Origin of the sequence: Paenibacillus sp. MZ03-122A, from assembly GCF_024213325.1 — a bacterium.
Classification (GTDB): Bacteria; Bacillota; Bacilli; order Paenibacillales; family Paenibacillaceae; genus Paenibacillus; species Paenibacillus polymyxa_B.
Map to the genome: position 1 here is coordinate 95,415 of NZ_JANAVI010000011.1, position 23,724 is coordinate 119,138.

Here is a 23,724-nt window from a genome sequence, read left to right on the forward strand (position 1 = left end):
TGTCCGATGTTGGACTTCACAGAGCCTATGGCGCAGAATCCCGTATCCGGCGTATCCTTCCTGAATGCCTGGGTCAGACCCGTCACTTCAATCGGGTCTCCCAGCTCCGTGCCTGTCCCGTGGGCTTCAATATAGCTGACCGTCCGCGCATGTACCCCCGCTCGCTCCAGGGCCGCCCGGATCAGTTCCCCTTGGGCTGTCGGGTTCGGCACCGTATAGCCGTTGGTCTTACCTCCATGGTTAATGCTCGTTCCCCGAATCACCGCATGGATAAGGTCCCTATCAGCGATCGCCTTGGACAGCGGCTTTAATAGGACGACCCCCGCGCCTTCTCCAGGGACAAACCCATTGCCTCCTTTGCCGAAGCTCTTGCACTGTCCGTCTGCTGACAGCATGTGGTTGGCGCAAAGTCCCACATAACTGAGCGGATGGAGATACAGATTTACTCCGCCTGCAATAGCCATTTCGCATTCTCCGCGGTACAGATGCTCACAGGCTTCATGAATCGCGGTCAACGAAGACGAACACATCGTATCGATTGGCATGCTTGGCCCTTGCAAATTAAAGAGATACGAAATCCTGTTGGCCACTGAACTAAAGGATGTATGAGGGTATATTTGCGTTCCTTTTCTCCATAAATCCAGTCCGTATAGATCAAAACCCGTTTTGGTAATCCCAGCAAATACGCCTACCCGGCGGTTATGCCGCATCGCAAGCTGTTCTCGGGTGTAGCCCGCGTCCTCCAGTGCTTCCCAGCAGGCTTCAATGAACAGCCTTTCCTGCGGGTCCATACCGAGTGCTTCTCGTGGCGCAATATTGAAAAAGCGCGGATCGAAATCCGCAAATCCTTCAATAAAACCACCCCACTTGCTGTAGCTTTTTCCATTCGCCACCGCTTCCTGTGAATCAGGATGGAAGAACCCTTCCAGCGTCCAACGCTCACTTGGGATTTCGGTGACACAGTCCTTCCCTGCTTTTAGATTTTCCCAATATTCGTTCATGTCCCTGGACCAGGGATACTTTCCTGCCATCCCAATGATCGCTATCGGTTCTCGCATTTCCGCAGGAGCAGACCCCGCCAAGCTTCGGACAGGCTTTGCTTCCGCCTTTGCCGCAGCCGGCACGGCTTCTTCCACGGCGCACAACGGTGCCGCAAGTCTTTCCTCTACAGGCTGCATGTCATGGCTTATTCCGGTCCACTGCATGCACTCCTGCGGGTATTCCGCCACAAAATATTCCGTCAAGGCGTGCAAGGTCTGGTACTCATAAAACAACGTCTGGGACAGCTCTCCAAAGAAGCCCGCCAGCTTGGCATTCAGCTGGGTAATCATGATCGAGTCGATTCCATACCTCTCCAGCGGCTCATGGGCTTCGATGCTGCTGACGCTCAGCCGAGTCACCTCTCCCAAAAGCACCTTGAGTCGATATAAGGTTTTGTCGTAGAGCAAGCCTGCATCCAGCATAGGTACGCTTGCTTGGTTAGGTACTGCCTGAATGGCACGGACGCCGGCTTGTGAGACGCCTTTCGCCAAGTAGGCCTCGATTTTCTCAGGCTCCCCTTCCATGACCATCACCTGCTCCTTGCCGGAGGCCAAGCTTTGATACAACGCCCTCATTCCCGACCGGGTCTGCATGGTTGTAATACCCATGTTTTGCGTCATGATCTGTTCCGTGTCCGCATCGATCCGCATTCCGCCCTCTTTCCATAGCGGCCAGCGGATCGATAACGTCTGCCCCCGTCGTTGCTTGGCCCCTACCAGGGCATTCCGGTATTCGGCGTATGCGTCCATAAAGGCATTGGCCGTCGCATAGTCAGCCTGTCCAGGATTGCCCAGGCTGCCCGATATGGAAGAAAAGAGCACAAAGAATTCTAGGTTCTGGCCGCTGCTTGCCTCATCCAGATGGACCAGTCCGCTCACCTTCGGTCCCAGCACCTCTATAAATTCTTCCCTTGTTTTCTTGAAGATGAAGTTATCTTGAATCACCCCTGCACAGTGGATAATCCCATGGACACGTCCATATTCCTGCTCGATGCTGTCCAGTAAATCGATAACCGTCTTCCTGTCGGTGATATCAGCTTGCCTGTACACCACGCTGGCGCCTGAAGACTCCAGCTCCTGCAGCTTCATCTGCTTGTCTCGGTCCAGCGGCGACCGCCCCGTCAAAATGAAGGTCGCTGCTTGCGTCTGCCGGGCAATCTCTTCTGCAACCAGCAGTCCCAGACTGCCGGAGCCGCCGGTGATCAGATAGACCCCACTATCTCTCCATGGAAGCTCCTCTTTTTGCCCAGATGTTACAAGCCTGCTCCAGCAAGCGGTTTTCCGTTGACCTTCCTCATAGCGAATCCAGCCATCCATCGGGCTTCGGCTGTTATCCTCCAGCTTCGCCAGGATGCCTTCCGCCTGTTCTCCCTGATCCACTTCAATCAGCTGCCCGATGAATTTCGGGTTTTCCAGCCGGGCTGTCTTCAACAGTCCCGAAAGTCCCGAAAAGAGCCGTCCTTCCCCGGCGTTCCGCACCACAATTTGGACCAGCACCCTCCCCTCAGGCTTGTCTTTGAGTATGCTTTGAATGCTCTCAAAGGCCTGAATAGCATAGGCCTGGAACCGCTCATCAATCCGGTTCTTCCCGGATTGAAAGGCAAGCACCTGCACAGCTCCGTTCAAACTCGCTTCAAGTCGCTCGTGCAAAGCTTCGTCTGGTTCACAAAGCAAGACCATTCGCCGATCATAGGCAGGGACTTCGGCTTCCAGCGATACATCCTGCTTTTTCCATGTAGGCTCAAATAGCAGTGTACGACTACTCGTAACGGCAGGCGCTTCCGCAGCTCTGGCGACCGTAAATTTTGGTTCACGCTCTGCCGCTCTGCCGCCTGTAATTTCGTCCTCACTCCTAGGCGCCCAATACTGCTCTTTTGCAAAAGGATAAGTTGGCAACGGAATCCTAGAGTACTGTTCATTTGAAAACAAGCACTCAAAGTCTAACGAATATCCCTGAACATACAGATCTGCAATCGTAGTCAAAAGCTCCAAATACTCGCGGGTATCGCTTGCGTTTTGACAATTGTAAATACATTCATCCCCGTATCTTTTCAAAGATGTTTGTATGCGTTGATCTTTTTCGTGCAGTTCAGAATGATAAACTTGAGAAGCACTGCCTTTTTCCAGCCACTTTTTAAGGGACATGACAAGCTCGCCTTGATTACGGGCAACACATGCAAGCCGATGATTACAGTGCTTTCTCCCAAGCAATAATGTATAGCTCATATTACCGCAATCCGCCTTAGGCTCCTGTTCACAATAAGCGAGCAGTTGCTCTACCTGCTGGCGTAATTGTTTTGAAGTCCGTGCCGACAACGGAATGAAATAACCTGGCTTTTCGGAATGTCTCCGTTCCGTCTGTGGAGCCTCTTCTATGACCATATGAGCATTCGTACCGCTGGCACCAAAGGAGCTGACCGCTGCACAGCGTCTGACTCCAGGCTCAACTTCCCAGTCCTGCAGATACGTATTGACATAAAAAGGACTATCCGCAAACTGAATGTTTGAATTGCCCGACCGGAAATGAAGTGTAGGAGGAATTTGCTTATTCTTTAATGACAATAACAGTTTGATCATTCCCGTAATTCCTGCCGCAATTTGCGTATGGCCAATATTCGTCTTAATGGACCCTATGGCGCAATATTCCTTCTTGTCGGTATACTTTCTAAAGGTTCGAGTCAGTGCCTGATATTCAATGGGATCTCCCAATTTGGTGCCAGTTCCATGTGCTTCCACCATCTGGATTTGCTCTGGGTGGATATGAAATGTATCGTATACATTTTGCTCGAGTCGCTCCTGAGATTTCTGGCTTGGCGCAGTAAGTCCATTCGTGGTACCGTCCTGGTTGATCGCTGAGCCTGAAATCACTCCATAGATGTGGTCTCCATCAGCAACAGCTTCATGAAGTCGCTTGAGCACAATTACGCCAAGCGCCTCTCCCGGAACCATTCCATCTGCCCTATCATCAAAGGTATAGCAGCGTCCCGAGCGAGACAGCATTCCTGCCCGGTCACCATATAAATAGCAACGAGGAGTCGTATGAATATAGACACCACCAGCTAAAGCCATATCCGTTTCTCCGGTCCATAAGCTTTGGCAGGCCAGATGAACTGCAACTAACGAACTGGAACAAGCTGTATCTACAGCTATTGCTGGTCCGTGAAGATTCAAGTAGTAGGAGATTCTAGCGGGTATCACGGAACCCATATGACCCCAAAGCGCTTGTGGAGGCAGGTCTTCACCCAGCAATTGTTGGTAATCTCCCTCGGCACAGCCCACATACACTCCACAACGGCGACCCTCCATCCCTGTCCCCGCATAGCCAGCATCCTCCAGAGCATGCCACGCTTCCTCCAGGAACAATCGCTGCTGCGGATCCATATAGGTCGCTTCCAATCCTGAGATATTGAAAAAAAGCGGATCAAACTTATCAATATCCTCCAAAAAACTGCCGTGATTGCAGTAGCTTGCATGTTTTTCCTGGTACTTCGAAAGATCCCACCGGGTTACCTCTTCCACTAAATCGTCACCGTTCTTAAGGTGATTCCAAAGCTCATGTACATTATCAGATCCAGCAAACCGCCCGCTCATTCCAATAATCGCAATGGGCTCCCTTGGTGTTAAAGCTTTCCCTTTATCCTTCTTATTGGGTCTGTCCTGCTCAAAGGATATACTTGCCGTTTCAACGGGATGAAGAATATGGTCCGTGTCTTTAGGTTTTTGGATGTCGCGACTTGCATCTTCCATGTTGTCTATTGGATTAGCGCTCTGGTCCAAGACTTGTGAAACTTTATCTCCATATTGGCTTAAAATGTATAGCGTCAGTTGTTTTACCGAACTGTAATCGAAGATGTCGGTAGTTTGCAAATGAATCCCCAGCCCCTGATTGACAGCCTGCACAAAGTTGACACCAAGAATGGAGTCCAGCCCATAATCTGCGAATGACTCATGAATATCAATCATAGTAAAGTCCACATTCAAAGCCTCTACCAGCTTCCCTACGATAAGCTCCTTGACATACTCTTCAGCCATCTCGCTTGTTACATCAATATCTGATCGAATTCCTTCGTCACGCTGTTTCATTTGAGATTTGTCGTGTTCAGGTTCCTGTTTGTTCCGAATCATACCATCGCTTTCCGCCACAATAATTTGTTGACCTATATCATGCGCTTCCTGAGCAGGGAAGAAAACGGACCGGAAACCCTCCATTTCCAATACCTTTTGCCAACTTTCGGGATATAACCCAGGAGAGCCTGGAATGCGTAGCTCCGGGTCATTATAAAGCCACCATCCCTCTAAAAGGCCAAAGGATAGATGGTTTAACAGAGAGTTACCGCTGATTTCATTTATAAGAATCAGACCGTTTTCTCGCAGCGCCGCTTTGACATTGCGTAACGTTTGGCGAATGTTCCGTGTGGCGTGCAATACATTGGTGGCAATCGCAATATCATATCCACCTGTATCAATATCTTGTCCCTGAGCCGACTCTTCCACATTAAAAATCTGATAAGTCAGGTAAGGATTTTTCGGACCGTACTCTTTTTGTGCATGTAATAAAAATGCTCTGGATTTGTCGGTATAGCAATATTCTTGAATATGCTCCCGATAAGGTTCGAGCTTCTGGAAGACCAAAGCGCTAGTACCTCCAGTGCCTGCACCAATTTCAATGATTCGAATCGGTACCGACGGGTTATGCTTGATCCGCTCATTTAGATAGGAAACTACGATATCTCCCAGCACTTCATTAAAGTAATCCGCCGCAGGACTGTTCTTATATATACCTTCTACCAGTTTCATGGAGGAATTAGGAAAAATGATATCGGTGGCTGGTATCTTCCCGGTTAAAATTTCTGGCAGCTTGCGTAAGGTCGACTCTACCAAAAATACCCAGGCTGAGAGATCCGGATTTTTCAGCCATGCCCCTTTCTTCCATTCCCACTCCTTCCATACAGCCTGCAGATCGACCGAAGCAGTACCCGCTACACTATATGACTCTCCATTGCAGTACAAATACTGATTCCGTACCAAAATCTCTATGCTTTCTTCAAGCCAACGATCGTATAAATTCAGTAAGCCGTTTTTTGTTTTAAAATCCGCGATCATAGCTTTCTTTTCCATTTGCGCATATGGACATAATCCCATCAAGCGCAAATGGCTCCATAACAGCCTGCATAAGATATCATTCATTTCCTTCATCTGTAAGCCTCCATTCCCGTTCAGTCCCTCGTGTCGCTCCATCCTGTTCCGAGTAAGCTTTGCTATCGACTGTAGTCGAGGACATTGTCTCGTATGCATCCGCTAGATAAGAAAGATCCGGCATCTTCTTTATTTTTACACTGGAAAAAATATGACTCTGGATGTTTTGGATATACGAAGGAATAGCTTCGGGATTTGAAGCATCGATGTCTTCCTTATTCATTTCCGAAACATTTGCCGTTTTGGCAAGTGCCTTTTGGGCAATGAACGAATCTGTTGGCTTTACAGCATCTGCAGATTCAATGGAAGCCGATTTAGTTTTAATATCCGTGATCCAGTACCGCTCCCTCGCAAAAGGATAGGCCGGCAGGCTGATTCGCCGCGGCTTGGCATCCCCATAAAGCAGATTCCAATCCATTGCCAGTCCCTTGACCCAGAGATCAACAACCTTCGAATATTTCCTTTTCCCTATCCAGGCAGCAATCATTCTCTCCATGTCTTCATCTTCTACCAGCGCCGTCAGCGCCTCCTTATTCCGTTTGACCTGGCCCCGGTACAACTCAGGGATTCCATCTCGTCCTTCCAGGAATCCTTCCAGCTTATCCACCAGCTCCTGCATAGACCCTGCAATCACTGCCAGCCGTTCTTCCATGGCTTCGCGTCCCACCTGCAGCGTGTAGGCCACATCGGCCAGACTGCTTTCGCTGAGCTGTCCTTCCCGCATAACGGCTAGCATTCTATCGGCCTGCTTTTTCAGTCGTTCTTCATTTTTGGCTGACAATACGATGATCGCAGGCTTCTGAGCCGTAACGCTCATGGGCACCTTCTCTTCCGCAATGTACTCTTCGATGATGACATGTGCATTGGAGCCTCCCGCTCCAAACGATGAAATCCCGGCTATCCTCGGATATTCCCGCGTCTCTCCATCGATCTCAACCACCGGCCGTCTCCATTCCCCCAGCTCCTGCTGGACGACGAACGGCGTCTGACCGAAATGGATGTTCGGATTCAATTCTTGGGCATGCAGGCTGGGAACCAGCGTCCGGTTTTTCATCTGCAAGATGATTTTCCCCACCCCGGCGATGCCCGCTGCCGCCTCCAGATGTCCGATGTTGGACTTCACAGAGCCTATGGCGCAGAATCCCGTATCCGGCGTATCCTTCCTGAATGCCTGGGTCAGACCCGTCACTTCAATCGGGTCTCCCAGCTCCGTGCCTGTCCCGTGGGCTTCAATATAGCTGACCGTCCGCGCATGTACCCCCGCTCGCTCCAGGGCCGCCCGGATCAGTTCCCCTTGGGCTGTCGGGTTCGGCACCGTATAGCCGTTGGTCTTACCTCCATGGTTAATGCTCGTTCCCCGAATCACCGCATGGATAAGGTCCCTATCAGCGATCGCCTTGGACAGCGGCTTTAATAGGACGACCCCCGCGCCTTCTCCAGGGACAAACCCATTGCCTCCTTTGCCGAAGCTCTTGCACTGCCCGTCTGCTGACAGCATGTGGTTGGCGCAAAGTCCCACATAACTGAGCGGATGGAGATACAGATTTACTCCGCCTGCAATAGCCATTTCGCATTCTCCGCGGTACAGATGCTCACAGGCTTCATGAATCGCGGTCAACGAGGACGAACACATCGTATCGATCGGCATGCTTGGCCCTTGCAAATTAAAGAGGTACGAAATCCTATTCGCTACCGAACTAAAGGATATTTGGGGAAATATTTGCGCTCCCTTTTTCCATAATTCCGGCCCATAGAGTTCGTAGCCCGTCTTAGTAATTCCGGCAAATACGCCTACCCGGCGGTTATGCCGCACCGCAAGCTGTTCCCGGGTGTAGCCCGCGTCCTCCAGTGCTTCCCAGCAGGCTTCAATGAACAGCCTTTCCTGCGGATCCATACCGAGTGCTTCCCGTGGCGAAATATTGAAAAACAGCGGATCGAATTCTGCAAATCCTTCGATAAAGCTCCCCCATTTGCTGTAGCTTTTTGCATTCACCACCGCTTCCTGTGGATCAGGATGGAAGAACCCTTCCAGCGTCCAGCGCTCACACGGGATTTCGGTGACACAGTCCTTCCCTGCTTTTAGATTTTCCCAATATTCGTTCATGTCCCTGGACCAGGGATACTTTCCAGCCATTCCAATGATCGCTATCGGTTCACGCATTTCCGCAGGAGCAGATCCGGCCAAGTTTCGGACAGGCTTCGCTTCCGCCTTTGCCGCAGATGGCACGGCTTCTTCTTCGACATACAGCGGTGCCGCAACTGTTTCCTCCGCAGGCTGTATGTCATGGCTCATCCCGGTCCACTGCATACACACCTGCGGATATTCCGCCACAAAATATTCCGTCAAGGCGTGCAGGGTCTGGTACTCATAAAACAACGTCTGGGACAGCTTTCCAAAGAAGCCCGCCAGCTTGGCATTCAGCTGGGTAATCATGATCGAGTCGATTCCATAGGTTTCCAGCGGTTCATTGGTTTCAATGCTGCCGACGCTCAGCCGGGTCACCTCTCCAAACAGTACCTTGAGACTATGCAAGGTTTTGTCGTAGAGCAAGCCTGCATCCAGCATAGGTACGCTTGCTTGGTTAGGTACTGCCTGAATGGCACGGACACCGGCTTGTGAAACGGCTTTCGCCAGGTAGGCCTCAATATTCTCGGGTTCCCCCTCCAAGACCATTACCTGCTCCTTGCCGGAGGCCAAGCTTTGGTACAGCGCCCTCATTCCCGACCGAGTCTGCATGGCTGTAATGCCCATGTTTTGCGTCATGATCTGTTCCGAATCCGCATCGATCCGCATCCCGCCCTCTTTCCATAGCGGCCAGCGGATAGATAACGTCTGCCCCCGCCGCTGCTTCGCCCCTACCAGGGCATTCCGATATTCGGCGTATGCGTCCATAAAGGCATTGGCGGTCGCATAATCAGCCTGTCCCGGATTGCCCAGGCTGCCCGATATGGAAGAAAAGATCACGAAGAAGTCTAGGTCCTGACCGCTGCTCGCCTCATCCAGATGGGCTAGTCCGCTCACCTTCGGTCCCAGCACCTCTATAAATTCTTCCCTTGTTTTCTTGATGATGAAGTTATCTTGAATCACCCCTGCACAGTGGATAATCCCATGGACACGTCCATATTCCTGCTCGATGCTGTCCAGTAAATCGATAACCGTCTTCCTGTCGGTGATATCGCCTTGCCTGTACACCACGCTGGCCCCTGAAGCTTCCAGCTCCTGAAGCTTCGTCTGCTTGTCTCGGTCCAGCGGCGACCGCCCCGTCAAAATGAAGGTCGCTGCTTGCGTCTGCCGCGTAATCTCTTCTGCAACCAGCAGCCCCAGACTGCCGGAGCCGCCGGTGATCAGATAGACCCCACTATCTCTCCATGGAAGCTCCTCTTTTTGCCCAGATGTTACAAGCCTGCTCCAGCAAGCGGTTTTCCGTTGACCTTCCTCATAGCGAATCCAGCCATCCATCGGGCTTCGGCTGTTATCCTCCAGCTTCGCCAGGATGCCTTCCGCCTGTTCTCCCTGATCCACTTCAATCAGCTGCCCGATGAATTTTGGATTTTCTAGCCGGGCTGTCTTCAACAGTCCCGAAAGCCCCGAAAAGAGCCGTCCTTCTCCAGAGTTCCGCACCACAATCTGGACCAGTACTCTTCCCTTCGGCTTGTCTTTGAGCATACTTTGGATGCTCTCAAAGGCTTGAACAGCATAGGCCTGGAACCGCTCATTGACCCGGCCTCTTCCAGATTGAAAGGCAAGCACCTGCGCAGCTCCATTCAAGCTCGCTTCGAGTTTCTCGTGCAAAACTTCTTCCGGCTCACAAAGTAAGACCATTCGCCGATCATAGGCAGGGACTTCGGCTTCCAGCGGTACATCCTGATTTTTCCATGTAGGCTCAAATAGCAGTGTACGACTACTCGTAACCGCTGGCGCTTTCGCTGTTTCGGTTCCTACTGCTCTGGCCTCAACCTCTGGAGCCCAACAACGCTCCTGTGCAAAAGGATACGTAGGTAGACTTATTCTTTTCGGTATGACATTGGAATATAGCAATCGCCAATCTATATAGAAGCCTTTGGCCCATAACTCTGCCAGCTTGTTCATTTCACGATTTGCAATCCATTTGCTCATTAATTCCTTGAAAACTTCTTCCTGTTCAAATAATTGCACTGAATCTTTTGACTGATTGTTTTCTCCCCACCAGCAGTTCTCGATATGTGCTTGTTCATTCGTGAACCATTGGAGCTTTTGTACCAGCTCGCTCGTATTCTTTACGATAAAAGCTACCCGGTTTTTCATTGCCATTCGTCCTGTCTGAAGCGTAAAGGATACATCCGACAAATTAATGTCTTCAGAAGCTATCAAAAAATCTAAAAGCTCTTGTGCATACACTTTAAGCCGATGATGATGCCTTGCAGATAATGGAATCAGATAGATAGCATCTTCGTTCACAGAATGATCTTTAAATCGTTCTAACTCAGCATTGGCTACAAATTGTTCAAATATGGCATGAGCGTTAGTTCCGCCTATTCCAAAGGAGCTTAACGCCGCCCGGTGAGGAGCCGACGCCTTCTCCCATTTTTGGAGACGATCAACAACATAAAAGGGTGAATCGGGCAAATGGATATCAGAGTTTGGTTTTTCGTAATTAAGCGAAGGAGGAATCTCATTATGGTATAGGCTTAAAGCAACTTTAATGCACCCCGCCAAACCTGATGCAGTATCCAGATGCCCGATATTGGTTTTGACCGATCCAATACCGCAAAATTGTTTTTTGGTCGTATACTGCCTGTACGTTTCATTTAAGGCAGCAAATTCAACAGGATCGCCCAATTTTGTTCCGGTTCCATGCGTCTCGATATAACTGATAGATTCGGGATGAATTCGGGTTGATTCTATCGTCTTCTGAATAACTTCAGCCTGACCTTTGACACTTGGGGCATAAAACCCTAATTTGTCGGTTCCATCGTTGTTCACACCTACTCCCCGTAAAAGCGCATAAATATGGTCACCGTCTCTAACGGCATCTGTCGCTTTCTTCAGTAGAACAACCCCGACCCCTTCTCCGCCAATCATCCCATCTGCCGACTCGTCAAAGGCTTTAATATGTCCATCACTGGAGAAATTCAAGCCGGGTTGATGCACATAGCCTAAACTGGTGAAAGGAAAGATCGTGGATGCTCCGACTAAAGCGTACTTGGCTTCACCGGATAACAGGCTTTGCGAAGCCAGACGCAATCCGACTAATGAGGAAGAGCAGTTCGAATGCACAAACAGACTCGGACCTTTAAATCCTAATTTATGAGAGATCATGGTAGGAATTGTCCCACCCTGTGCTAAGATCCAGGTTACATATTCATCCGCGTTCTTCAGGACATTAGGCGATTGCGATGCTAAATTGGGAATAAATGCTTGATAGAAGCTACTGCTTGCCGACATAAACACACTGGTATCAGGAATTTCTTTGCTAATATAGCCAGCATCCTCAACGGCTTTCCATGAATGCTGCAACAGCAATTTCATTTGAGGATCCATAAACTCTGCATTTTTCTGTGATAAACTGAAAAACTCAGGGTCGAAATACTCTTTCCCTTCAATTGTGCATCGTCCGGGAACATAGCCTCGATTACCGACGATTTCTTTTTCCAGCCCTAATCCAACCAATTCTTCCTCGGAAAAGAAGCGAACACTCTCTACCCCTGCCCTCAAATTGCTCCAAAACTCGGCATGGTTTTTGGCCCCTGGAAAATGACATGAAATCCCTATAATTGCGAGACAATCCTCAAAATAATCTGGGTAGGGTGGCTTGAGGTCATCTTCGCCTGAATCCATTTTCGGTAAGGCTGTATTCTCAGCTGTATCTGTTTGTTCCGGTGTATGTGATTGTTCCGTTTGAGAATCAACATTCTCGCTTCTTGTTTCTGTAATATAGGCACTGAGTTCCTTAACTGTCGGATACTTGAACAATGCTGTCACCGAAATATCGCATTCCAACAATTCCTCGACCCTTCCGATCATCTCTGCTGCTGAAAAAGAATTCCCACCTACGTCAAAGAAAGCATCATCTGTACTTAGATCTTCAACATTCAGAAGTTTTTTCCATACCGTTAGAACTTGCTGTTCAACATCCGATTGTGGTAAATGGATCTTTCTTGTTGTTGCTAACTCGATCCTGCGATTCATTAATTCTTTTCGATCTATTTTTCCATTAGGGGTCAAAGGCAGCTTATCTAGCTCTATAAAAAATGCGGGTATCATATAATAGGGCAAGAAAGTTTTTAAATAGTTTCGCACTTCTTTCGGATCGAGAGAAGGCTTACCGGACTCGGAATTGTTCAGCAAACAGTAGGCAACAAGCTGCTTATTCCCCCCCTGTTCCTTGGCAATCACGACACAATCATCGATTCCTGGATATGTTCTGACCTGACCTTCAACTTCACTCAGCTCGATCCGAAACCCGCGAATTTTCACTTGATAATCCATCCGTCCCACATACTCAATAGAGCCGTCCGAAAGCCACCTGCATAAATCTCCAGTTCTGTAGAGCTTGGTTTCCGGATTGAATGGGTTGTCTATGAACTTTTCAGCCGTAAGCTCTGGCTGGTTCCAATAACCTCTGGCCAATCCGCTGCCCGAAATAAAGAGCTCTCCCGGAAGACCGACAGGCACAGGTCTAAGATGTTTGTCCAAAATGTAAATCTGGGTATTTGCAATAGGCTTACCGATCGAAACAGGCTTATCTGCGTCGATCTTTTGAATTGTAGACCAAATTGTGGTTTCAGTCGGACCGAACATATTCCATGCGTCACAGCTGTTATGAACAAAATAAGATTTCAACGTTTCCGAAAGGGCTTCCCCTCCGCAGAGAACTTTCATATTCTCTTCGTTCTTCCAGCCGGCTTGAAAGAGCAGGGTCCAAGTCACAGGAGTGGCTTGCATGATTGTGGGTTTTATTCTTTGAATTTCCCGCTTAAGTCTTTCGGTATCCTTTATGTTTTTGGAGCTGCAAATATAGCATTGAGCCCCCTTAATCAAAGGCAGATATAATTCCAGTCCCGCTATATCAAAGCAATACGTTGTCACTGCAAGTAGTTTGTCCTGCTCTGTTAAACCGGGCTGCTCTCCCATAGAAATAAGAAAGTTGGTCAACGCTTTATGTGGAATCATGACCCCCTTGGGTTTTCCTGTACTTCCAGAGGTATATATCACATATGCCAAATGGTGAGGTTGCACTTCCCGTTTGATTGTCTTTCTACCCTTCACATCACTTTTCAGATGATCCCAATCTTTATCAAGGACAATACAGCTAACGTTGTTCCCTTCCAAACGTGATACTTTCTCCAACAACCCCGATTGCGTAATGACCAGTGAAACTTTGGAATCCTGAAGCATATACTCCAATCGGTCCTCTGGATATTCCGGATCGAGCGGCACGTAGGCTCCACCGACCATCAGGATTCCCAACAGCCCAATCACCATATCTAAAGAACGTTCCATGCAAATCCCCACAAGAGTATCAGGAGTTACCCCATGTTTCTGCAAATATAAGGCCAGCAAAGTGCTCTTTTCTTTTAGTTCCCCATAGGTAAGCGATTCCTTTTCATATACAACTGCAATAGCCTCAGGTGTTTTTCTTGCCTGTTTTGCGAATAATTCAGGGAAGCACTTATCAGGATAACTTGTTCCGGTAGCATTCCAGTCATTAAGGATGATGTCCTTTTCCTCTGGTAAAAGTAACGAATGCTCCTCCAAGGGCCAAGTGGGATTCTCTATAAGTGCTTCCGCTAATTCTATATAACGCTCTGCCATCTGTATGATGGTTGAATGATCGAACAAATTGGAGCGATATTTGATATTTAATATCATTTCCTCTTCCTGCTCTTGCATTTCCAATACCAACTCGTATTCGCCTTCCTGGTGAATTTCTTCAACCAATTCGACGAAAAAGATATCTTTATATGGCTTGCAAAGCTGCTGAAAACTTGAAGTTGGAAGGAAGTTTTGATAAGAAAAGGCTGCTTGGAAAACAGGTGAGCTCGTCTGTATCCGCGGCACATTCAATTCTCGGACCAGAGCCGGAAAAGGATACGAGGCATGATCCATTCCATCGACTACTGTCAGCTGCAATTTTTTCATGAAATCCAGGAATGTCTCTGTTTCCGATATCTGACTCCGGATTGGAAGCATATTGACAAAATACCCGATTAAATTGTCAAAACGCTGCTCCGGGCGCACCATAACTGGCATTCCAACAATGATATCTTCCTGTCCCGAATACTGGTTAAGCAATACCGTATACATACCTAATAAGACTGTAGACAAGCTCGTATATTGCGTTTGGGCAAAAGACTTTACCCGTTTGACCCATTTAAGTGGAAGCGGCTTGGAATATGTTTGTGCTTCCATGCTTTGAGCCGGAAAACCAGAGCGGTCATATGGCAGCTCCAGGGTCGGTAAAGCACCTGACAGCTGTTGTGTCCAGTAGGAACGATACTTCTCCCCTTCTGCACTCGCTAACATCGTTTGCTCCCATTTAACAAAATCGCCGTAGCTCGCTGCGGGTGGCAACACTGTCGATGTCTTTCCCTGTACCACGTTCTTATAGGCATCTAAAAAGCTTTGTAAAAACATGCCGAAAGAACTTCCATCAAAAATAATATGGTGGATGACAACCAGTATGAAATGTTCCTGTTCAGATCTGGACATAACATAAATACGCATCAAAGGATCCTGTTTCAGCATGAATGGTTGCTTCTCTTTATTTCTAATAAATGGAATAATCTCATCTGCTTCCAAGGCTGAAATATCCTCCACTTGCACATGAAGCGGCTGCGTGGGCTGCAGCTTTTGATAAGGTATCCCATTTTCCTCTTCAATCACACTTTTTAAAATAGGATACTGTTCTAAAACGATGTGAAAAGCTTGTTTAATGCTTTCAATCTCAATCTTCGTATTAAACCGGAGGCATATTGGTATATTGTAAGCATTCATCTCAGGGGACATTTTATGTAATAGCCACAACCCTTTCTGAACTTCAGAAAGCGGATTCCTTCGGAAACTGAGCGAATTATTCTCAGTATTGACCTGTGCAGTGGATTTATCTTCTTTAACCTTTTGGGCTAAATATGCCGATAATAGTTGAATCGTCGGGTTCTCTAAAATTTCTCTTGCTTTAACCTTGATCGGATAGGACTTCTCAAGGCCGCGTATAAGCTTCATGACAAGAATAGAATCGATGCCATAACCATGAAGATTTGTATTCAAATTCATTTCTTCGTGCTTGAGATTCAGTTCCCAACACAAAAATTGCACTATATATTCCTGAATCTTCGACTGAACCAACGAAATGGCATTTATGGTAGCGTGATGGTTTTCTGCAGCGGTTTCTTCCATATTCGAATGTGATGGTGAAAATCCACTCCGATATTGATAAAGTGCTTGAAGCTCTTGTTTGATATAAGCATTGCGGCAGATCTTTCTTTGGATTTTCCCACTTCCCGTTTTGGGTATACTTCCCTTAAGCAGCAAATAGATATCGTAAATTTCAAGTTGATGCGTATCGGATACGGCATTCAGTATGTTTTCGACCAACCGTTTATATTCCTGCTCATGAAGGGGCGCTTCAATTTCCTGTACGACGATTACTTTTTCCTGACCATTGATTTCAGAGGAAAATACAGCAATGGGCAAGGTCAACTCTGGCATATTCTTTTGGATGGTCCATTCAATATCGACGGGATGATGATTTTTGCCGCGAATAATGATGACTTCCTTCTCTCTGCCGATGACATAGATATGATTGTCCGCAATGAAGCCAAGGTCCCCGGAACGAAAAAAGCCGCCTTCTTTTGTATCGGAAAGGGCTACCTCAAAAGTGCTATTCGTTTCTTCCTTCCTATTTAAATATCCCTCTGCCATCCGTACGGATTTAATCCAAATCTCGCCGACTTCCTCCGGTAAGCATTGTGTATGTCTTTCAGGATGAACAATTCGTATTTGCGTCGGATCTTCAATCTCCCCACAGCTCACTACGGACTTCGATTTGTTCTTCTCATCCGTGTATTGGACTCTTCGTTGCTCCAAGCTAGGGATATCTAAATTAAGGAATCTCATCGACTGACCTGGTTTTATACTGGCGACGGGGCACAGCTCCGATAAGCCAAGGAGGGGACAAAATATATCCTCTCGTAGCCCTAATGCCCGGAATTTATGGATGAAGTTCTCGTAAGTTTCCTTCCGAATGGGCTCACCTGCACATATAATCGCTTGGAGATGGCGAAGTGAATATTGCTTAATTGAAGCGATGTCCAGTGTGGAGCAGCAATAATCGAACGCAAAATTTGGCGCTGCCGTATGGGTAGCCTGATACTTGTCAATCATATGAATCCAATTTTCCGGATTTTTAGCGAAGCTTTCTGGCGGGAGAATAATGCTCGATGCCCCGTTTAAAAGTGGGACTAAAATATTGTTATGCAGTCCAAAAGCATGAAATTGCGGTGTCCAGGAAACAACACGACTATTCCGGTCAATTCTCCATTGCTCAGCCTTGGCCTGATTCATCAAGCAGCTGTGACTAAGGATTACACCTTTTGGTAAGGATGTTGAGCCCGATGTATACATCAAAAGAGCAGTATCCTGCGGCGCTGGCATTCTCATTTCTATGTCAACGTCAACGGCGTCTTCTTGAAAGATTTCATCAATATTCAGGATACGGATTGAATTAAACTCCTCCCGTGTTTGGAGAAATGCTTTGAAGTCCGTATTAGTTATGATACATACGGCTTGGGAATCCCTATAAATAGGCATCATCTTCTCAAAGATTTTTTCATCCGGCTCCGAATCTGTAATAGGTGTAGGTATGACCACGATATTTGCATAAAAACATGCCAGCATGCTGCTGATATATTCCAGACCCTGAGGAAATACAAGAAGTGCCCGTTCCTGCTCAGCCAGTTCTTTCAAAAGGATACTGCCCAAAGCCTGTATTTGATGTAGAAGCGTATTTCCGGAAAGAACTTGAGGACTCTGGCCTTCTTTCTCAAACGTAAACAACTCTCTTTCAGGAAATTTCCGGCAAGTTTCAATAAAAGAAGCGATCGGAATATCAAGGTTCCATGTTTGGTCATGTTTTCGCATCATTCTCCACCAACTCCTCAAAACACAAAGTTTATATAACATGAGCTAAAGGCTTATCACCCTGTCCATTTTGAGCTATTATTCACGTTTGAAGCATTGCCGGGAGTTGCCTGCTAAAATATATCAAAGAAAAAACGAGTGATGAGGAAGGCTATATGCTTCTTTCACACTCGTTGCTGGTTCGCATGAACAACCGCAAAGGCATTCAAGGAGTCTTTATTTGGTTATTTTCCAAACAAGTTGATAATTCGTTCTTTAACCTCCGCTTGATGAAAGGTCTTCTCATGCATGATAAGCTCTTGTTCTACGATTTTGGGAAGCTGTTCCCGGAGTGGAGCAACCAAATGATCCTTTAGCGTGATTAAAGAAAATCTGGGTTTCTCGGCTAGCTGCCGGGCAAGATCCATTACATAGCCCATCACTTCTTTGCGGGGCAGGGTCGGAAATGGAACTCCCCGTTTCTCCAGTTCAACGCCTCGATAATTGCCCCCATTTAACAATAACTCTTCTCCCAAGCTGAACCCTAGTTTTTTAGGAATGATATACGTGGCACCCATTCCCGGTGTGAATCCGTATCTCATAAAATTAGTTGTGTACACACTTTCCTTGCTTAAGACTACAAAATCAGCAAATAGCCCCATTACAAAGCCACCGCCCACCGCATGTCCCTGCATGGCAGCTATCACTGGAACTTTACAGCCCAATGCAAGAGAGTAAATATTTTCATCGGTAAACTTCGAGATTCCTTCATGTAAAGCCAACAGTCCCTCTTGCGTCCCACCCGTGGCAAAGTAATTATCGTATCCTGTTAGAATTACGACTTTGCAGGTTGAATCTTCTTGGATCGTCTTGAACGCTTGTCTTAGTCCATGGGTCATTTCAAGCGTAAATGTATTTTTATGAACTCTATCTTGCATTTTCACTTGAATAATGCCTCGCTCGATTTCAAGTAATTCAACCACGGATTGTGACATTATGATCTTCTTCCCCCCTGCATCCCCATCTTGTAGCGCACGCCATCAGTCCATCCACGGAAATTGCCCCGTTTCAACGTACCGGAAAATCCCCTTAAGATTTTGAGAATCTGAAAACACCTCTTGATTGGACGCCAACGCTAGTGGTTTACATTGACGCAAATCGTTGAGTTCATCCATAAAGCGCTTGTAGCGTAAGATCCCCTTCTTGGTCAATCGTCTGAGGCGTAATAAATGTTTGCGTAGTACCATCTCGCTCTGAACATCGTACGCATCAACCAATCCCCATACATGGGCCTGTTGAACCGAAACGGGCTGCGTCATTAGTGTTAAATAATGCGCTTTTTGGAATCCAATCCTGCGGACTAAAAAAGGTAGAACGCAAGCAGGAAAAAGTCCGAATAGCAATTCTGACAAGCTGAACTGTGCCGTCTCGTCAGCTATCACAATATCGCTGGCAGCAATAAATCCGACGCCACCAGCGTTTGCTTTTCCTCGCACATGAGAAATCGTGATATAAGGCCCAGTTGCTAGTTTTAACCACAGATCATACATAGACTCTGGACTCATTGCATGTTCTTGTCCACTTTCCACTTTTTCACGCATTCCCTCAAAATCCGCCCCAAAACAGAACACCTCTGGCAGACCCTCCAAAACTACGATCGTAACCGACTCTTCACACAGTGCCAGCACATGCAAGCACTCCTCGATGAGGGTATTATTAATCGTATTGTTTGCCTCAGGTCGGTAAAACCGAATATAACAAATCGATTCTTGAAAGCGAACCTGAATCGTTTGATAACTCATGATTCCCACCTGTATTTACGGTGGAATTCATAGATTTCTTCCAAATACAACCGCTGTCTCCCTTTCCCGGAAGCTATGACCCCCGGAATCAATTGAAAATCCAGCTTGGCGTTGCGGGTTCCAAATCGTACGGCGCCACTGCCTTTTAGCAGGGATTCATATTCATCCATAGATAACTGATAGCGATCATTCAAATTACGCTCGATTTCAAAACGCCGCAGATGTTCCTGGCTTTGCGGCATAACAACCCCGCTATAAAATTCAGAGCAGCAGCCTGACCCGTAGGAAAAACAGCCGATTCGCTTTGGAGCATCGAATGTACCTTGATCAATCGTACCTGCCAAGGAGAGGTACAAAGTTGCCCCCATAATATTTCCGACTCGTTGGCAATACGCTAATCCAGGCTTAACACGTTGTAAATAATCTGCCTCAATCTCATTTGGTTTGGATTGAGTCAACCTTCGCATCATCGTGCGATGCGCCCCTTTTACCATTCCGCCAAAAGGAGTATGAAAGGCAAGATACTGAAAGGTATCTTTATAATCCACTCCTTTCACCCGTTTTTGATATTCCAAAAACGCTTGCTCGCAACAATCCAGATAGGACATTAAAGACAAATCTGCATCCCCAGCCTCGCTATCTGGAATCGGCCGGCAAGTATCCATCACCTCATAGCCGTAATATCCATTAGCGCCTGCATCGATTTGAAAAACATGAGGATTTTCACTAATGAGCATTGCCACGGCCCCTGCGCCTCCACTTGGCTCAGCATAAGACCAATCCTCACTCAATACATCCCCGCCTTCAGCAGCAATAAATCGTGAAATATCACTGGCAATTACAAGCGCTTTTGCTCCTGGCGAGACCTGAGAAAGAATAAAATTCACCGCCATTTGGAGTCCTGCAGTACCGGAATAGCAGGCTTGCTTGAGCTCAAATAATCTGCAATTCCGATTCAACCCCAAATAGTGGTGAATATATGTACTGATTGATTTCCCAAAATCAATACCTGATTCTGTACAGGTGATAAGCATTTCGATTCGGTTTTTTTCCGCTTCTGAAAGAGCGTCCACCAGCGGTTTTGCCGCATTTACTCCAAAGGTAACTGGATCTTCATAAGGCAGGGCAACCGCCTTTTCTTTCATTAATAAATTTTCGAACCTTGCAGGATCCAATTGCCTGTGTTGGGCTAATTGCATAACATCCAGATAGGCAGAGCCACCAAAAACGTTCATTGCCTCTATTCCCACGACAACCATAATCGTCCCCCTCTCTCAAATACGCGACTCACATTTTTGCATACAAATGGCAGTATTGATTCCACCAAATCCCATGCTCAGATTCATGGTATTGTGAATAATTGCTGGTACAGACTCATTCTTCACCCAATTGCAGTCCAAATGGATAGGCTCCTCCAAATTACGGGTAGGGTGAAGTCTCGACTCTTTCATTTGTAAAAGAGTAGCCACAATTTCAACCGTTCCTGCCGCGCTCAAGCCATGACCGATAATGGATTTGGTTGCATTGATATAGGCATGTGACAATTTACAATCCTGTAATGCCTTTATTTCTATATCGTCTCCAACGACCGAGCCTGTCCCATGGGGATTAATATAATCAATCTCTTCCGGTAGCAGCTTTGCTTTCTCCAAAGCTCTTCTAATCACTCGGGCTTCGCCTTCGTAAGAGGGATTGGGATTCCGGTTTCGATCCATTCCCATATCCCATCCTGCAAGTTTGGCATAAGGTTCCTCCCGACGCCTCACGGCAGAATCGGCTCGTTCTATGACTACAACCCCGCAAGATTCCCCATAGATGAACCCGTCCCGCGACTGATCAAATGGTCGACACGCCATTGCAGGTTCATCGGCATATCGGTCGCTTCCCATCGCTCCCAAGGACCGCAATGCCTGGCATTCCATATACGAAATATCCATCAATGCCCCCATTGCAATACAAACATCAACACGACCTGCTTGAATTGCCTCAATTGCTTGAATGATTGCGACTTGTCCACTAGCGGATGCACCACCGACGGTATAAGCTAACCCCTGAATGCCGAACTGTTCGGTACATAGTCCGCACAAATCAGTATCCATAAAGGAAACCCCATAGGTCGGCGGTACAAAGCACATTTTTTCCCGATAGGCCTCATAGGTCTGAAATAGCTCCCGTTGCTGAAAATTGGAGCCTCCAACCACCAGTCCAATACGGCTAGGATCAACGTTATCCAATTGGGCATCATCCCAGGCTTCTTGAAGGGTTACCATGGCTACCTGCCCCGAAAATGATGCTGTACGTAACATTCGTTTGGATAATGCCTTCGGATAAGACAAGGTTGGCAGCTCCGCACCTATAAATGAAGCTTCGCCTCTTCTGCCAGGGCGCTGCATGAAGCCAAATGCATGCTGCCCTTTGAACAACGCCGAGGCAAAAGCAGCCTTCCCCTGCCCAATCGCCGAAGTCACGCCAATCCCCGTAACGAATAACTCAGACTTTTCATAATTTTTCATAATTTCGCATAAAGTGCATCTGTCAATTCCCCTATATTTTTCACGCCAGACAATTCGACACGCGGAATATTAAGAGATAATGTTTCCATTGTCTTGTTTACAATTTCGGCCCGGTCTACTGAATCTGCACCCAAATCCACCAACCGATCGCTATACTCGAACGTGTGATCTTGTAATTCAGGAAGCACTTCACGAATACAACGTTTAACAATATCGAATACTTCTTCCTTATGCATGGGTATCCTCCTAAAAGATAAATGATTTAAAACTCAACAACCCGGTATTCAATAAGCATGACCTATAAACGGATTTCGATGAAAACTTGCATTGAATTTCTCATAAATCCGAGAAGTATTCATACTCCATTCCGTCTTCCTTGGTGCTACAATCGTGCAGATATAGTCACCTAACCGGTAAGACTGGGCAGCATACTGTGGAAAATGTGAAAATGTACTTTGGAAGTATCCATCCACCAATCTGGTCTCATTCATTTCAAGTACATGCAGCGATGTTGTAAAACCTGTGCGCAATATTTTCGACAGGGCCTCCTTCACTGTCCAAAAAACCGTCAATAAAGCTGAATACTCCCCTACTCCCCGCACGACAGAGATTCTTTCCATTTCTTCCGTCGTCAGTTGGCTTTCAATTGTCTTATTTCGCTTAGAATCAATCCTCTCAATATCAATGCCCATGGGATGCGCTTCGGGAAAAACAACAGCCGCTCCGATATAGTTGCAATGGGCAATGCTCACCTGGTAACTGTGGACACCATTGATTCGAAGCATGGGCTGGCCAAAGACACCTGTCTCCACACTTACGTTGCGCAGGTTTGGCTCGCTTAACAGCACCGAAACCGCTTGTTTCGCACTTAGCCTGCCAAGCACAAAGTTGGTTTTCCGCCGATGGAATACCAAACTCTCGAAGTAATTACACTCATCCGAATGAAAAACTTCCCGATCAAGGGGAGCGTCTGCGTTATAATCTACATGGACAAAACTAACGGCCGCCTTCATCACGGCATCTTCCCGCTTCAATATTAGTTGTTCTGCATACGAGGCTACGCATATCCCCCCTAGTAAACTACTAACTTAGCAGTCCAAATCAAAAAAGACCTTCAAATCCCTTATGGGTTCTGAAAGCTTCCTCATGGAGTATGAACTCGTCATAAGTTCTCCACTTTAAACCTTACTTATAATTTCCAAAGCTACTCTTACTAACCTAATATCACCCATAAATTCCAACTGAATGACCGCTTGTCGTTTATGTCTATCTATTTTCTTAACTATACTCCCCCTTCCTTTGAGTGGGCCATCTAGGATACGTATATTGTCTCCTTCAATAATTCCAGTTGATGATTCTATACAATAGCTATCATTGCATAGACTCTCTAACATTTGTTTCTCCGAATCTCTCATTGAAGCTTCAAACTTCGAGTATCTCAATAAACGAATGATATCACTAGAAGTGCAAATCATTGAATTTGTACTGGTTACGAACTGCAAGTCAGGTAAATTCGACTCAATAAATACATAGCTTGGGAACAAAGGAGCCCATTCTTTCTTTACTATTCCTGCTACTTTAAAAAGTCTCTCTTGGAGAGGTATAAAGGGTTTGTAGACTTCAGAATCCATCCACTCATTAATAAGCTGCTTGACCTGTTCTTCCCTACCCGTTCGCACAAAAAACACGTACCAGCTCACTTAACTCATCTCCTATAAAAACGTACTGCCAAATCATCTTCTATAATGTCTACTACCCATATACATAGCTTCGCCCTTTCACTTATCCTACTTGATAAGCTACAATCTCTCACGATATATCCCTCATTAATGGTTAACGTGACCCGCCAGCGATTAACCACAGACAAGTTCCTTTATTTTTCATATAATCATATAATTGGAATAATGTTTTTCCATTATAATCCTCTACTCAAACCCTGTCAATTCACAGTTGATTGGGAACGGTCAGGTTCATCATTGGATTCGCAAACCTTTCTGAAAATGGCTCAATTTGAGGTCATTATTATCTTTCGAGTACAGCTTTTATGTTTCTAGCGGCTCATAAAAAAACTG

The 23,724-nt window shown here is 46.7% G+C and carries 9 protein-coding genes (1 of these 9 cut by a window edge); all 9 read right to left on the reverse strand.

What is annotated here, in order from left to right; all coding sequences use genetic code 11:
• Nucleotides 1-6,236, reverse strand: partial view of an SDR family NAD(P)-dependent oxidoreductase gene (locus NLX74_RS20420; protein ID WP_254329805.1) — the beginning only. 13,465 nt of this gene lie to the left of the window's left edge; only the first 6,236 of its 19,701 coding nucleotides appear in the window; the start codon lies at nucleotides 6,234-6,236; its stop codon lies off the left edge, out of view.
• Nucleotides 6,220-17,361 (reverse strand): hybrid non-ribosomal peptide synthetase/type I polyketide synthase, encoded by an 11,142-nt coding sequence (locus NLX74_RS20425; protein ID WP_254329806.1) that lies wholly within the window; start codon nucleotides 17,359-17,361, stop codon nucleotides 6,220-6,222. The genes NLX74_RS20420 and NLX74_RS20425 overlap by 17 nt, the downstream gene beginning before the upstream one ends.
• Nucleotides 17,362-17,582: 221 nt before the next feature.
• The gene (locus NLX74_RS20430) at nucleotides 17,583-18,332 is read right to left on the reverse strand and encodes a polyketide synthase (RefSeq protein ID WP_013310979.1); all 750 of its coding nucleotides are present in this window, start codon (nucleotides 18,330-18,332) and stop codon (nucleotides 17,583-17,585) included.
• A gap of 45 nt (nucleotides 18,333-18,377) precedes the next feature.
• A complete protein-coding gene (locus tag NLX74_RS20435) occupies nucleotides 18,378-19,139 on the reverse strand; it encodes an enoyl-CoA hydratase/isomerase (protein WP_254329807.1) in 762 nt (253 codons plus the stop codon).
• Complete coding sequence (locus NLX74_RS20440; RefSeq protein ID WP_069289930.1) at nucleotides 19,136-20,398, reverse strand: hydroxymethylglutaryl-CoA synthase family protein; 1,263 nt, start codon at nucleotides 20,396-20,398, stop codon at nucleotides 19,136-19,138. The genes NLX74_RS20435 and NLX74_RS20440 overlap by 4 nt, the downstream gene beginning before the upstream one ends.
• 15 nt (nucleotides 20,399-20,413) lie before the next feature.
• Nucleotides 20,414-21,652, reverse strand: coding sequence for a beta-ketoacyl synthase N-terminal-like domain-containing protein (locus tag NLX74_RS20445; RefSeq protein WP_254329808.1), 1,239 nt, complete (start codon nucleotides 21,650-21,652; stop codon nucleotides 20,414-20,416).
• Nucleotides 21,649-21,888 carry an acyl carrier protein gene (locus NLX74_RS20450; protein WP_165178358.1) on the reverse strand — a complete coding sequence of 80 codons (240 nt, stop codon included), beginning with the start codon at nucleotides 21,886-21,888 and terminating at the stop codon, nucleotides 21,649-21,651. The genes NLX74_RS20445 and NLX74_RS20450 overlap by 4 nt, the downstream gene beginning before the upstream one ends.
• 48 nt (nucleotides 21,889-21,936) lie before the next feature.
• Nucleotides 21,937-22,665, reverse strand: coding sequence for a 4'-phosphopantetheinyl transferase family protein (locus NLX74_RS20455; RefSeq protein WP_254329809.1), 729 nt, complete (start codon nucleotides 22,663-22,665; stop codon nucleotides 21,937-21,939).
• 165 nt (nucleotides 22,666-22,830) lie between these two features.
• On the reverse strand, nucleotides 22,831-23,352 hold the full coding sequence (gene loaP / locus NLX74_RS20460) for an antiterminator LoaP (RefSeq protein WP_254329810.1): 522 nt from the start codon (nucleotides 23,350-23,352) through the stop codon (nucleotides 22,831-22,833).
• Between the last annotated feature and the right edge of the window lie 372 nt (nucleotides 23,353-23,724).

Excerpts from the sequence above, each read along its gene's own strand:
- NLX74_RS20425 (WP_254329806.1), bottom strand. The coding sequence starts at position 17,361 with ATGATGCGAAAACATGACCAAACATGGAACCTTGATATTCCGATCGCT.
- NLX74_RS20430 (WP_013310979.1), bottom strand. The coding sequence starts at position 18,332 with ATGTCACAATCCGTGGTTGAATTACTTGAAATCGAGCGAGGCATTATT.
- NLX74_RS20435 (WP_254329807.1), bottom strand. The coding sequence starts at position 19,139 with ATGAGTTATCAAACGATTCAGGTTCGCTTTCAAGAATCGATTTGTTAT.
- NLX74_RS20440 (WP_069289930.1), bottom strand. The coding sequence starts at position 20,398 with ATGGTTGTCGTGGGAATAGAGGCAATGAACGTTTTTGGTGGCTCTGCC.
- NLX74_RS20445 (WP_254329808.1), bottom strand. The coding sequence starts at position 21,652 with ATGAAAAATTATGAAAAGTCTGAGTTATTCGTTACGGGGATTGGCGTG.
- NLX74_RS20450 (WP_165178358.1), bottom strand. The coding sequence starts at position 21,888 with ATGCATAAGGAAGAAGTATTCGATATTGTTAAACGTTGTATTCGTGAA.
- NLX74_RS20455 (WP_254329809.1), bottom strand. The coding sequence starts at position 22,665 with ATGAAGGCGGCCGTTAGTTTTGTCCATGTAGATTATAACGCAGACGCT.